Annotated in this window: 13 protein-coding genes; 12 read left to right on the plus strand and 1 reads right to left on the minus strand. The window is 45.4% G+C overall.

What is annotated here, in order from left to right; all coding sequences use genetic code 11:
• Positions 1–168 precede the first annotated feature (168 nt).
• The 10 genes from VQ00_RS03580 (at position 169) to yajC (ending at position 9,169) form a co-directional block, all read left to right on the plus strand.
• Positions 169–921 (plus strand): DeoR/GlpR family DNA-binding transcription regulator, encoded by a 753-nt coding sequence (locus VQ00_RS03580; RefSeq protein ID WP_046178947.1) that lies wholly within the window; start codon positions 169–171, stop codon positions 919–921.
• Positions 918–1,844, plus strand: coding sequence for a 1-phosphofructokinase (gene pfkB / locus VQ00_RS03585; protein WP_046178689.1), 927 nt, complete (start codon positions 918–920; stop codon positions 1,842–1,844). The genes VQ00_RS03580 and pfkB overlap by 4 nt, the downstream gene beginning before the upstream one ends.
• A 1-nt stretch (position 1,845) precedes the next feature.
• A complete protein-coding gene (locus VQ00_RS03590; protein WP_046178690.1) occupies positions 1,846–3,720 on the plus strand; it encodes a PTS fructose transporter subunit IIABC in 1,875 nt (624 codons plus the stop codon).
• Positions 3,721–3,938: 218 nt separating this feature from the next.
• Entirely contained in the window at positions 3,939–4,745 is an 807-nt protein-coding gene (locus VQ00_RS03595) for a uroporphyrinogen-III synthase (protein WP_046178691.1), read from the plus strand.
• 82 nt (positions 4,746–4,827) lie between these two features.
• The gene (ruvA, locus tag VQ00_RS03600) at positions 4,828–5,439 is read left to right on the plus strand and encodes a Holliday junction branch migration protein RuvA (protein WP_046178692.1); all 612 of its coding nucleotides are present in this window, start codon (positions 4,828–4,830) and stop codon (positions 5,437–5,439) included.
• Between the two features lie 15 nt (positions 5,440–5,454).
• A complete protein-coding gene (gene ruvB / locus VQ00_RS03605; protein ID WP_046178693.1) occupies positions 5,455–6,459 on the plus strand; it encodes a Holliday junction branch migration DNA helicase RuvB in 1,005 nt (334 codons plus the stop codon).
• Positions 6,456–6,662, plus strand: a complete 207-nt coding sequence (locus tag VQ00_RS03610) for a DUF2905 domain-containing protein (RefSeq protein WP_046178694.1) — start codon at positions 6,456–6,458, stop codon at positions 6,660–6,662. The genes ruvB and VQ00_RS03610 overlap by 4 nt, the downstream gene beginning before the upstream one ends.
• Before the next feature lie 16 nt (positions 6,663–6,678).
• Positions 6,679–7,737, plus strand: a complete 1,059-nt coding sequence (gene queA / locus VQ00_RS03615; RefSeq protein ID WP_046178695.1) for a tRNA preQ1(34) S-adenosylmethionine ribosyltransferase-isomerase QueA — start codon at positions 6,679–6,681, stop codon at positions 7,735–7,737.
• Positions 7,724–8,863: a tRNA guanosine(34) transglycosylase Tgt gene (gene tgt / locus VQ00_RS03620; protein WP_046178696.1), complete on the plus strand. Its 1,140-nt coding sequence runs from the start codon at positions 7,724–7,726 to the stop codon at positions 8,861–8,863. Before queA ends, tgt begins: the two co-directional genes overlap by 14 nt.
• A 36-nt stretch (positions 8,864–8,899) precedes the next feature.
• Entirely contained in the window at positions 8,900–9,169 is a 270-nt protein-coding gene (gene yajC, locus VQ00_RS03625; RefSeq protein WP_046178697.1) for a preprotein translocase subunit YajC, read from the plus strand.
• A 33-nt stretch (positions 9,170–9,202) separates the two neighbouring features.
• Here yajC and spoVB read toward each other — a convergent pair whose 3' ends face one another.
• Positions 9,203–10,717, minus strand: a complete 1,515-nt coding sequence (gene spoVB / locus VQ00_RS03630; protein WP_046178698.1) for a stage V sporulation protein B — start codon at positions 10,715–10,717, stop codon at positions 9,203–9,205.
• Positions 10,718–10,811: 94 nt separating this feature from the next.
• Between spoVB and VQ00_RS03635 the strand changes: the two genes are divergently transcribed.
• Positions 10,812–11,129 (plus strand): post-transcriptional regulator, encoded by a 318-nt coding sequence (locus VQ00_RS03635; RefSeq protein WP_375143364.1) that lies wholly within the window; start codon positions 10,812–10,814, stop codon positions 11,127–11,129.
• A gap of 118 nt (positions 11,130–11,247) precedes the next feature.
• Positions 11,248–13,509 (plus strand): protein translocase subunit SecDF, encoded by a 2,262-nt coding sequence (gene secDF, locus VQ00_RS03640; RefSeq protein WP_046178700.1) that lies wholly within the window; start codon positions 11,248–11,250, stop codon positions 13,507–13,509.
• Positions 13,510–13,555 lie beyond the last annotated feature (46 nt).

Raw genomic sequence — 13,555 nt, forward strand, 5'->3', positions numbered from 1 at the left:
ATGTTTTTAAAAGAATGTTAATCGCAAATATGATTTGATTTATGATGGAATAGTTACAAATAATCAGCCTTTGAATGTTTTTGATAAATAATGATTGAAAATGATTGCTTTTCTATGAAAGCGTTTGTATAATGAAAGTAACAAAAGAATGAGGGAGGGATGCAGCCAGTGTTGACTGAAGAACGCCACTTTACAATTTTGAACTTTTTAAAAGAAAAAGAAATAGTGAAGATTCAAAAATTAACAGATGCGACTGGAGCGTCTGAATCGACTATTCGACGCGACTTAACAGATTTAGAAGACGCTGGCCTTTTAAGGCGTGTTCACGGTGGTGCGGCAAAGGTATCCAGAAAACGTATTGAACCAACAATGAATGAAAAAAGCTCGCGATTTTCAGAAGAAAAACGAGCGGCGGGTCGGCTGGCTGCATCCTTGATCGAAAACGATGATTGTATATTTATTGATGCAGGCACAACAACTCTTGCTCTCATCCCTTACATTCAAGCAAAAAATATTATCGCGGTCACAAACGGCTTTGATCATTTACGTCTTTTAGTGGAAAAAGGCATTCAAGCGTATGGTACAGGAGGTATGCTGAAACAGTCGACACAAGCCTTTACAGGGACGGGAGCTGTCCATGGTCTTCAGCAATACTGGTTCGATAAAGCATTTCTTGGCGTAAACGGCATTCATTTAAAAGCGGGCTACACAACACCCGATCCGGAAGAAGCCGCTGTAAAGAGAGAGGCTTTAAAACGCGCACAGCAGCCATATGTTTTAGCGGATGCATCAAAGTTTCAGGAAAGTACGTTTACCCATATAGCAGATTTAAAAGAAGCAGTTATTATAACGGGTAAAATTCCAGAAAAAACAAGAAAGATATTTGAACAGGCAACAGATATCAAGGAGGCATTATCATGATTTACACATGCACATTAAATCCGGCCGTTGACTATGTCGTTCGGGTTGAGGATTTTCAAGCGGGCGGCTTAAATCGATCGGAAAGCGCGGATATGTATGCGGGTGGAAAAGGGATTAATGTTTCACGTGTTCTAAAGCGCCTTGGAAGTGATACGTGTGCGATCGGTTTTGCAGGCGGATTTACGGGAGAGTTTATTAAAAATGAACTAGACAGAGAAGGTGTTTTTCACCGTTTCACATCGGTACAGGGCGTCACACGAATTAACGTGAAGCTAAAATCGAACACAGAAACGGAAATTAATGGTCCGGCACCGGTTATTTCGGAAGAAGATGCGAAAAGGCTCATAAAGTTGACAAGTGAATTATCAGAGCGGGACTGGCTGCATATTGGAGGCAGTGTTCCATCATCGCTGCCGGCAGATTACGCGGGAACATTGATTGACGCAGCGAGAAACCAAGGAGCGAGGGTCGTTGTTGATACAAGCGGCGCGGCGTTAAAAGCACTTCTCCCATACAATCCGTTTTTTATTAAGCCGAATCATCATGAGCTTAGTGAACTATTTGATACAGAAATAAATACAAAAGAAGAAGCAGCTCTCATTGCAAAAAAATTAGTAGATGGCGGTACAGAAAATGTTATCGTTTCAATGGGCGGCGACGGTGCGGTATTTGTGAATAAAGAGGGAGCATATTATGCTGAATCACCGAAAGGCACTGTGAAAAATACAGTCGGTGCAGGCGATTCAATGGTGGCCGCTTTCATGGCGAAAATTGATGCGGGTCTGAAGCCATATGAAGCGTTCCATTGGGCAGTTGCTGCAGGAAGCGCCACCGCTTTTTCTGATGATTTATGTACAAAAGCTGAAGTGGAAGATGTATACAGCCGCGTGAGCATTGTGAAAGCAGAACAGGAGGGAAAATAAAATGAGGATTACAGACTTGTTGAAAAAAGATACGATCATTATGGATTTGTCCGCAACGGATAAGGCATCTGTCATTGATGAGTTAGTAGCCAAATTAGATCAGGCGGGGCGTTTAAATGATCGTTCCGCTTATAAAGAAGCGATTTTAGCGCGTGAAGCACAAAGTACAACAGGTGTCGGTGAAGGGATTGCGATTCCGCACGCAAAAACAGCGGCGGTGAAAACACCAGCTGTGGCATTTGGCCGCGTGAAAAATGGAATTGACTACGATTCACTTGACGGTCAGCCTTCTAATCTATTTTTCATGATTGCTGCTCCAGATGGCGCAAATGAAGCCCACTTAGAAGCTCTTTCTAGCTTATCCGGCTTTTTAATGGATTCTGGCTTCCGTGATGAGCTGTTAAATGCGCGGGATGAAAACGAAATTATTCAAGCATTTAAACTACGTGAAAATGCAGCAGTGAAAGAAGAAACAGCTGCTCCTGTTCAAGCAGGCGCTCCAACGGTACTGGCTGTAACGGCCTGCCCGACAGGAATCGCCCATACGTACATGGCGGCAGACTCGCTAAAAGCGAAAGCAAAAGAAAAAGGCATTAATTTTAAAGTGGAAACAAACGGCTCAAGCGGCGTGAAAAACGCGCTGACAGCAGACGAAATTGCAAATGCCACAGCGATTATCGTTGCAGCGGACAAGCAGGTTGAAATGGAACGCTTTAAAGGCAAGCATGTTATCCAGGTACCGGTCGCACAAGGCATCCGCAACCCGGATGGACTGCTTGACCGCGCAGTGAAACAAGACGCACCTGTATTCCAAGGAAGCGGCGGTTCTTCCTCGTCATCGTCTGACAGTGGTTCTGCCGGAAATGCTTTTTACAAGCATTTAATGAGCGGTGTATCCGCCATGCTTCCGCTTGTTGTCGGCGGCGGTATCTTGATCGCTATCTCGTTTTTCTTTGGAATTAATGCGGTAAACCCAGACGATCCATCTTTTAACCCGTTTGCGAAAGCGTTAATGGATATCGGCGGCGGCAGTGCTTTTGCTTTAATGATTCCGATTTTGGCCGGTTTTATCGCGATGAGTATTGCGGATCGTCCTGGTCTTGCTCCAGGACTCGTTGGTGGTATGCTGGCAGCAAGTGGCGGTTCCGGTTTCCTTGGCGGCTTAATTGCCGGTTTCCTTGCCGGTTATGCCGTTGTTGGATTGAAAAAATTGTTTGCTGGTCTTCCGCAGGCGCTTGAGGGCATTAAACCGGTTTTATTGTATCCGCTTCTTGGTATTTTTATTACGGGTATGGCGATGATTTATGTAGTCAATGGTCCGGTCAGCGCATTAAATCAATGGCTGGTTGATGTTTTAGGCGGTATGGGTACAAGCAACCTTGTTCTTCTGGGCATTATCCTTGGCGGTATGATGGCTGTTGATATGGGTGGCCCAGTCAACAAAGCAGCATTTACATTTGGTATCGCAATGATCGACGCGGGCAACTTTGCGCCACACGCAGCTGTTATGGCTGGCGGTATGGTGCCTCCGCTTGGTATTGCGCTTGCAACAACATTCTTTAAAAATCGTTTTACAGCACAAGAACGCGACGCAGGAAAAACAAACTACATTATGGGTGCATCATTCATTACAGAAGGCGCGATTCCATTTGCGGCAAAAGATCCTGCACGTGTCATTCCGGCAGCAATTGCCGGTTCAGCAGTAGCAGGTGCGCTAACAATGATTTTCGGTGTGAAATTGCCAGCACCACATGGTGGAATTTTCGTTTTCCCTGTTGTACAAGGAAATCCGTTCCTTTACCTTTTGGCAGTTCTTATTGGAGCGGCAGTTACGGCTGTACTGCTTGCCTTATTGAAAAAACCACTCAAGTCATAACAGCCGGGGCGGTTCAACATATGTTGAACCGTCTTTTTTTCTGTCCAGTGCAAGGCGCCATCAGCTCGAGGTCATAAACCAAGCCCTTATGGAGGCAAAAAGCGCCTCCGCGAGTGCTCGTCTTATTTACCTTCGATAAACGGGCGCCTTGCGCTTTTCTATGGAAAAAAGATTGTGAAAAAGATAGTATTAAAAGAAAAGAGAGACGGGGAGATTAAATGGGAAACTTGCAAGGGAAACGGATCGCGATTACCGGATCACGCAAAATGATGGAAATGAGCATGATGGTGCAAAAAAAGGGCGGCATCGCATTTGAGCGCCCGCTTCAGGAAACAATTAAATGCACGCCGGAAGACATGAAAGCGTCGATTGAAGAAGTCATAGCAAATGGAACGGACTGGAGTGTCTTTACAACCGGAATTGGCACATCTGCTGTTTTTGAAGCGGCAGCTGCACTTGGCCTAACGGAACCGTTTCAAAAAGTGATTGCTGCATCCCGTATTGCGACACGTGGCTATAAAACGGTACAGGAGTTGAAAAAACACGGCTTAACACTGGAAGTAGAAGATGGAGATGGCACAAATGCAGGACTGCTAAGTGCACTTGAAAAAGTGGATTTACATGAACGTCGTGTTTTCTTGCAGCTGCATGGTGAACCGGTGCCGGCACTGGAGCAGGGATTTACGAATAAGGGAGCGGATATAACGTACATTTTGCCGTATAAAACGACCGTCCCGCAGCCGGAGATTGTCACGAAACTTGTAAATGAAGTAATTGATGGGGATATCGATGGGGTATTGTTTACGGCTACGCCACAAGTGCGTGTTTTGTTTCAGGAAGCAAAAGAAAAAGGGCTTGCAGAACAGCTGGCTGAAGCATTTAATGTGAGAGCAGCGGCCGGTTCTGTGGGTAAAGTTACGAGTGGAACGTTAAACGAATACGGCGTCAGCCGTGTTATTGCACCCGAGCACGAGCGGATGGGCGCATTGGTTGTTGCAGTCGACGAATTTTTCAAAGCAGACTGAATATTCAGGGAACAAATGTTTCTTTTTTAGTGTCACTATGATATGATACAATGAATGAAGCGTTTTTAAAGGGGACAAAAATTTGTACGAGTATATAAAAGGGATTATCTCATTCATTGGACCGGAATATATTGTGATCGAAAACAATGGCATCGGCTACCGGGTGCTGACACCGAACCCATTTGCTTTTTCAAAACATGAACAGGAACAAAAAAAAGTTTATTTGTACCAGCATGTACGTGAAGATGCGCATCTGTTATTCGGCTTTGCAACAGCAGAAGAAAAAAGATTGTTTGAAAAGCTGATCAGCGTATCCGGCATCGGGCCAAAAGGAGCGCTGGCTGTGCTTGCATCCGGAACGCCCTCACACGTGGTCAATGCGATTGAGCGCGAAGATGAACCTTATTTAATCAAGTTTCCAGGCATCGGCAAAAAAACGGCTCGGCAAATGATTCTTGATTTAAAAGGAAAACTCGATCATGTCGCATCTGATTCTTTAACAGGCTTATTCGTTGAGGAACCGACGGAACCGGCATCATCAGATAATGCGGCACTTGATGAAGCCCTGCTTGCACTTGAAGCGCTTGGTTACTCGGCACGGGAGATCAAGCGCATCTCGGGGCGTCTTGAGAAAGAAGAAACGATGTCAACCGATGAATATATTCGAAAAGGGCTGCAGCTGCTGCTCGGATAACAAGGAGGGACTGTATTGGACGAGACTCGTGTGCTATCAGGCGGCGCCGGAGCGGAAGAACGATTTGAAGAACAGTCGCTCCGCCCGCAAACATTAAATCAATATATTGGACAAGACCAAGTAAAACAGAATTTGTCTATTTTTATTGAAGCAGCATTAAAGCGGGAAGAAACACTCGACCATGTGCTGCTGTACGGACCTCCGGGACTTGGAAAAACGACGATGGCGGCTGTGATTGCGAACGAAATGGGAGCGGGATTTCGGACAACATCAGGCCCTGCCATTGAGCGGCCCGGTGATTTGGCCGCTGTGTTAACTGCGCTGGCACCGGGAGATGTGTTGTTTATTGACGAAATCCACCGGCTGCCGCGTTCCATTGAAGAAGTGCTGTATCCAGCGATGGAAGATTTTTGTCTTGATATTGTCATTGGTAAGGGAGTAGAAGCGCGCTCTGTCCGTCTTGATCTGCCGCCGTTTACACTGATCGGTGCGACAACCCGGGCCGGTGCATTGTCCGCGCCGCTTCGTGACCGTTTTGGTGTTCATTCTCGTTTGGAATACTATACATCGGATCAGCTGAAAGAAGTCGTCCTGCGAACAGCGGATATATTCGGTACGGCGATTGACGGGAATGGTGCGGAAGAATTGGCACGCCGCTCACGTGGTACCCCGCGTATTGCCAATCGTTTGTTAAGGCGCGTGCGTGATTATGCAGAAGTTCGCGGTGAAGGTCACATTACCCTCGAAAAAGCGAATGAAGCGCTTGAGCTTTTGCAAGTGGACCGCCTTGGCCTTGATCACATTGACCATAAACTGTTGACGACGATTTTAAGCCGGTTTAAAGGCGGTCCGGTTGGCTTAGATACACTTGCGGCAAGTATTGGTGAAGAATCAACAACCATTGAGGATGTATACGAGCCGTATTTATTGCAAATCGGTTTTCTGCAGCGAACCCCGCGTGGAAGGATGGCCTTGCCGGCGGCATACGGACATTTTCAAATGGAGGTGCCGTCTTCATGACGGGAATCGGCAAACTACTCATGCTGGCTGGTGTTGTTTTGTTTGTGCTCGGCATATTGCTGCAATTTACAAAACTCGGCCGGCTGCCGGGCGATATTGTGATAAAAAAAGAAAACACGACATTTTATTTTCCGATTGTGACGTCGATCGTGGCAAGCATTGTGCTGTCGCTTATTTTTTATGTAATCGGAAAATGGAGATAAATTAGAGGTGTAATCGATGAAAGTAGAAGATTTTGATTTTGAGCTGCCAGAAGAATTAATTGCCCAGACGCCATTAAAAGAGCGGGCAGAAAGCCGCATGATGGTGCTCGATAAACAGACTGGCCGACTTGCTCATGAGACATTCAAAAATGTGGCAGACTATTTAAAATCAGGCGACTTGCTTATCTTAAACGATACGAAAGTATTGCCTGCGCGTTTGCATGGGATTAAAGAAGAAACAGGCGCTAACATCGAAGTCTTGCTTTTAAAGCAAGATGAAACGGATGTATGGGAAACACTTGTCAAGCCGGCGAAGCGTATTAAAGAAGGCAGTATTATTTCATTTGGGGATGGAAAGCTTAAAGCGGTTTGTACGGGAGAAAAAGAACAAGGGGGGCGCATGCTCCGGTTTGAATATGACGGTATTTTTTATGAAGTACTTGATGAGCTTGGTGAAATGCCGCTGCCCCCCTATATTAAAGAGCAGCTTGACGAAAAAGACCGCTATCAGACTGTATACGCAAAAGAGCGCGGATCAGCTGCCGCACCGACAGCCGGGCTTCATTTTACCAAGCAGCTTTTAGCCCAGTTAAAAGAGCGTGGTGTGCGGATCGAGTTTATTACGCTTCATGTCGGTCTTGGAACGTTTCGGCCGGTATCCGTTGATTCGATCGAAGACCATGACATGCATGCGGAATACTATACAATTTCCGCGCAAACAGAAGAAGCGATTCGGGAAACAAAAAAACAGGGCGGACGTGTCATTGCGGTCGGTACAACATCTGTCCGGACGCTTGAAACTGCAGCGCGTGACTATGGAGTAGTAAAAGAATCAAGCGGCTGGACAGATATTTTTATTTATCCGGGGTTTGAATTCAAAGCGATCGATGGCATGATTACGAATTTTCATCTGCCAAAATCCACACTGATTATGTTAATCAGTGCGCTTGCCGGACAAAATCAAGTGATGACGGCATATGCAGAAGCAGTAAAGGAACAGTATCGCTTTTTCAGCTTTGGGGACGCGATGCTTATTATCGATGTGAAAGGTGGCAAAACGCATGACAGCCATTAAATATGAATTCATTAAAGCGTGTAAACAGACAGGAGCTCGTCTAGGCCGTGTCCATACGCCGCACGGCAGCTTTGAAACACCAGTATTTATGCCGGTTGGAACGCTCGCAACCGTTAAAACGATGGCACCGGAAGATATTAAAGCGATGGGTGCAAATATTTTGCTTAGCAACACATACCATCTTTGGCTTCGTCCTGGTCATGATATTGTCAAGGAAGCAGGCGGTCTTCACAAATTTATGAACTGGGATGGTGCCATTTTGACCGATTCCGGCGGATTTCAAGTGTTTTCACTAAGCGAATTCCGGAAAATTGAAGAAGAAGGCGTTCATTTCCGAAACCATATTAACGGGGATAAATTATTTTTATCGCCGGAAAAAGCGATGGATATTCAAAATGCGCTCGGCTCGGATATTATGATGGCCTTTGACGAGTGCCCGCCGTATCCTGCGGAGTATGATTACATGAAAAAGTCAGTCGAACGGACGTCACGCTGGGCGGAGCGCTGTTTGACCGCGCATAAGCGCCCGAACGACCAGGGGCTGTTTGGCATCGTGCAAGGCGGCGAATACGAAGAGCTTCGCAAACAAAGCGCCCGGGATCTCGTTTCGCTTGACTTCCCCGGCTACGCGATTGGCGGCTTGTCAGTTGGAGAGCCGAAAGACGTCATGAACCGTGTACTTGACTTTACGACGCCGCACTTGCCGGCAGATAAGCCTCGCTACTTAATGGGCGTCGGGTCACCGGATTCCTTAATTGATGGAGCGATGCGCGGAATTGACATGTTTGACTGCGTGCTGCCGACACGAATTGCCCGAAACGGAACATTAATGACAAGTGAAGGCAGACTTGTTGTGAGGAACGCGAAGTATGCGCGTGATTTTAGCCCGCTTGACCCGAACTGTGACTGCTATACGTGCAAAAACTATTCACGCGCCTACATTCGCCACTTGCTTCATTGCAATGAAACGTTCGGAATTCGACTTACGACTTACCATAACCTTCATTTTCTGATAAACTTAATGGAAAACGTACGTCAAGCGATCCGAGAGGACCGGCTTGGTGATTTCCGAGAGGAGTTCTTTGAGCAATACGGGTTCAACCGTCCGGATGCAAAAAACTTTTGACGTTGTTCTGTTTTTGGAAAGGAGTGAAGAATAAGAATGGAAGCTTTAGCACAATTTCTCCCTTTAATCGTCATGTTCGCGCTTTTTTATTTTCTGTTGATTCGTCCACAGCGAAAGCGTCAGCGTACGGTGATGGAAATGCAAACTAATTTGCAAAAAGGTGATAAAATCGTCACGATCGGCGGTCTTCACGGCATGATTGAATCATCCGATGAAACGACCATCACGATCATTGTTGGCGATGGCACACGTCTAACGTTTGACCGCTCTGCGGTACGTGACGTTGTCGATAAAGGTACACTGTAAGACAAAAAGCCCGGAGCTCTTTTCCGGGCTTTTTTACGTGCGCCAAAATAAAACCATTGTAATATCCTGCTTTTTAAAAATACCGAGAACTACAGCGCCAAACAAATAGACGATCAAGCAGCCCATTATGCCTCCTCCTAAATAGAGAAACGTATTTTGTGTTAAAAAAGGCAAAAAAGCGTGTGCCCCTAAATACGTAAAAGCAAGCAGCAAAACGATTTTTGCATAAAGGCCGTACTGAAGAGAAAAGGGAACAGATTTAAGCATGGATGCTGTATGAAGAAGAGTGACGAGTACGATGCTTGCTGCTATGGCAATGGCAGTGCCGCGAATGCCGAATGATGACTGGCTGGATAAAAGAAAAATAATGAAAAGCTTCACCGCTGCCCCATAAAAACTATTCAGCATAGCCGCGCGGGATAAATTCAGCGCCTGCAAAACAGCCTGCAGCGGTCCTTGGCAATAATATAAAAGAAAGAACGGTGCCATGAGCTGAATTAAATCGGCTCCTTTTTTCGTATGATACATGACGAGCATTAAAGGCTCAGAAAATAAAAACAGCACCACTACCGCAAAGCCGCCTGAAAACAAGCAAAAGCGGATCGATTCATTTACGCGCCAGGCCACGCTGCTGAACTTTTTTTTGCTGAATGATTCACTAATATCCGGGACAAGTGACGACGAGAGTGCCATTGTTAAAAAGGATGGCAAAAACATAAGCGGCAGTGCGTAGCCGGTTAACACGCCGTATTCTTTCATAGCCTCGTTCGAAGCAAGCCCTGCGATCGCCAAACTTTTTACGACAACAATAGGCTCAAGAAACCAGGCGCCTGAACCTATCAGCCGGCTGCCGACAGCGGGAAGAGCCGTTTCCGCCATTTCTCCAAAAAGAGAACGGCTTGTCCGTCTGCCGGGCCACTGGCGGACTTTTCGCCATTCTAAACGAAACGCAGCAAGAAGGTAAAGCAGCGAGACGAGTTCACCAGCGGAAGCCGCCGCCATTGCACCAGCCGCTGCATATTCAATTCCATGCGGCAACAGCATTCGTCCAGTCAGGATGATCAGCCCGATTCTCACAATCTGTTCAATAAGCTGGGAAAGTGCCGCAGGCTTCATATTCATTTTCCCGTGAAAATAACCACGAATAATGGAAGAAACCGCAATAATGGGCACAGAAGGAGCAATTGCATAAAGCGATAAAACAGCCCGTTTGTCATGAAAAAGGGTTTCCGCCAAGTAAGGGGCAAGCAGACAAAAAACGGGTGTTAAAACGGCGGCTAAAGAAAAGGTAATGAAAAGAGATGTATACAAAATATGTTTCCGCTGCGCATCATTTTTTGCTGCAGCAACACTCCGGGTAACGGCGACCGGCAAACCGAACTGAACAGCTGTTACGGTCAAAATAAATGCCGGGAAAACGGCCATATACAAGCCGATCCCTTCTTCACCGATTAATCGGGCAATGACCATTCGGTTCACAAAGCCGAGAATTTTCACAAGAAAAATGGCGCCCGCGAGCCACATCGTTCCTTTTATAAATGATGACAATCTGCCACCGCCTTTTCCGAAAAAGTAATTGTGAAGAAAATATTGTATAATGAGATATATGTACAAAGATGGACGAGCATGACAGGGGGCATTCATGATGGGAAAGCATCCATATGACGTGTATTACGGTAAGCTATTGCCAGCATTGGTCAGCAAAGTGGAAGAATTCCGGCTGCTTAATTACCGGACGGCAGAAATCGAAACACTTTGGCTTTATCTACTGAATAAAAAGTGGAAAAAAATCGATGAAGAACGGCCTTTATCACGTTTGGTCGGGGATATTTTATCCGTCAAGCCAGGCGAGTATATGAATTACATGCAGATCACAGCGTTCAAGACGCCCGAATGGGGGGAACCTTTATCAAATAAAGAAATGGCCTTTTTATTTGATTCCCGTAAAGACCGTGAGTAAATTGACAGTCTGTTTTTTCTCATTCATAATGAAGATTGCTGAGGAATTCTGGTATTCGTTACCGGAATTTTTTTTATCAACTTGTTTTTTTACATACAATAAGGAGTGGGAATGAAGAATGGTAAAACGGAGCCGGATCGTCGCTTTTTTGCTTGTGGTGGCCATGTTATTTGGCGCTATGGGCGTCACTGCGAACGATATCGTCAAAAATATTAAGCTCGGTCTTGATTTGCAGGGCGGTTTTGAAGTGTTGTATGAAGTAGAGCCTGCAAAAGAAGGGCAGAAAATAACAGAGAGTGTCGTAGCGGATACCGCTGAGGCACTTGATAAACGGATCAATGCCCTTGGCGTCAGTGAACCGAGTATTCAGGTGGAAGAAGGAAACCGGATTCGTGTTCAGCTTGCTGGTGTTGAAGACCAGGAACAGGCGCGCAGCATGCTTTCAACACAAGCAAATTTATCTTTCCGTGATATTAATGATAACTTGATGATGGATGGCAGCGACCTTGTTGAAGGAGGAGCTGAACAGTCCTTTACAGAAACAGGCGAGCCAAATGTAGCGGTTAAATTAAAGGACAGCAGCAAATTTAAAGAAGTGACGGAAAAAATTGTCGCGATGACGCCAAACAATCAATTAGTCATTTGGCTTGATTTTGAAGAAGGCGTCGATTCATTTGCGAAAGAAGCGCAAAAAGAAAATCCAAAATTTTTATCCGCACCAAATGTCGATGAAGTATTCAATACGACAGATGTGACAATTCAAGGTGATTTCACAGTAGAAGAAGCCCAGGAACTTGCGGCTTTACTAGATGCGGGTGCATTACCGGTCAAATTGAATGAGATTTATTCAACATCGGTCGGCGCTCAATTTGGAGAAAAAGCATTGAATGAAACGGTGCTTGCCGGCATTGTCGGAATCGCCATCATCTTTTTATTCATCATTTTCTATTATCGACTTCCAGGAATTATTGCCGTTATTACGTTATCGGTATTTCTTTATTTGACACTCCTTGCTTTCGATTTAATTAATGCGGTTATGACACTTCCGGGTATTGCCGCTCTTATTCTTGGAGTCGGGATGGCGGTAGATGCCAATATCATTACGGCTGAACGGATTCGGGAAGAAATTAAAATTGGCCGCTCTATTAAATCTGCTTTTAAAACAGGAAGCAGCAATGCGTTCCTTACAGTAGTGGATGCGAACTTAACAACCCTTTTAGCGGGAGGGGTATTGTTTTATTTTGGAACAAGCTCTGTTAAAGGGTTTGCGACAACGCTTATTATCAGTATTCTTGTCAGCTTTATTACCGCTATCTGGGGAGCAAGAGTGTTAATGAGCCTGCTCGTGAAAAGCAATTGGCTCAACAATAAGCCAGGCTGGTTCGGCGTGAAAAAATCAGCTATTTATCCGATCAGCGAAGGATACGACGCACTCGACTTGCCAACCAAATTCGATAAGCTTGATTTTGTCAAGCCTCATAAAAAATTGTTTGCCCTTTCGGCTATTGCGATTATAGCAGGCATGATCGTCCTTGCTGTTTTCCGTTTAAACTTGGGAATTGATTTTTCAAGTGGTTCCAGGCTGGAATTGTTGTCTGACGAGCCATTAACCGAGCAGGCTGTGGAAGCAGAGCTGGACAAGCTGGGATATAATGTAAACGCGACGCTTGGCGGGGATAATCAAAATATGGCGTCTGCCCGGTTTGATGAAGCGTTAACGCAGCAGGAAATTGCGGAAATAAAAACAAGCTTAAATGAAACGTTCGGTGCAGAACCGAATATTAGTACCGTATCACCAGTGGTCGGAAAAGAGTTAGCAAAAAATGCTGTTATAGCTTTGGCGGTTGCAGCAGTAGGGATTATTCTTTACGTCGCTTTCCGTTTTGAGCTTTACATGGGCGTTGCAGCTGTACTCGCCCTGCTGCATGATGTCTTTTTCATTATTGCCTTTTTCAGCTTGACGCGTCTTGAAGTGGACATCACCTTTATCGCAGCCGTCCTCACGATTGTGGGCTATTCCATTAATGATACGATTGTGACATTTGACCGTGTTCGGGAAAATATGTTGAAAGCGAAAAAAATCACGGCACCGGAACAGCTCGACGTTATTGTAAACAAAAGCATCCGTCAAACATTGGCGCGTTCGATTAACACCGTTTTAACCGTGGTCATCGCTGTGCTGGCCCTTATTGTGTTAGGAAGCTCATCGATTTTAAACTTCTCGATTGCGCTTCTCGTCGGCCTGATTGGCGGCGCTTATTCTTCCATCTTTATCGCTTCTCAGCTATGGCTGATTTGGAAAAAGAAAGAATTGAAGAAAAAAGGACAATTGATTACGTATAAAGAAAAGGTTACAAATAAAGACGAATTACAAGTATAAGCTGCTGAAAAAAACCTGCAAACGAACTCACACATTGTGAGAAGTT

The sequence above is a fragment of the Domibacillus tundrae genome, assembly GCF_000970675.1.
Classification (GTDB): Bacteria; Bacillota; Bacilli; order Bacillales; family Domibacillaceae; genus Domibacillus; species Domibacillus tundrae.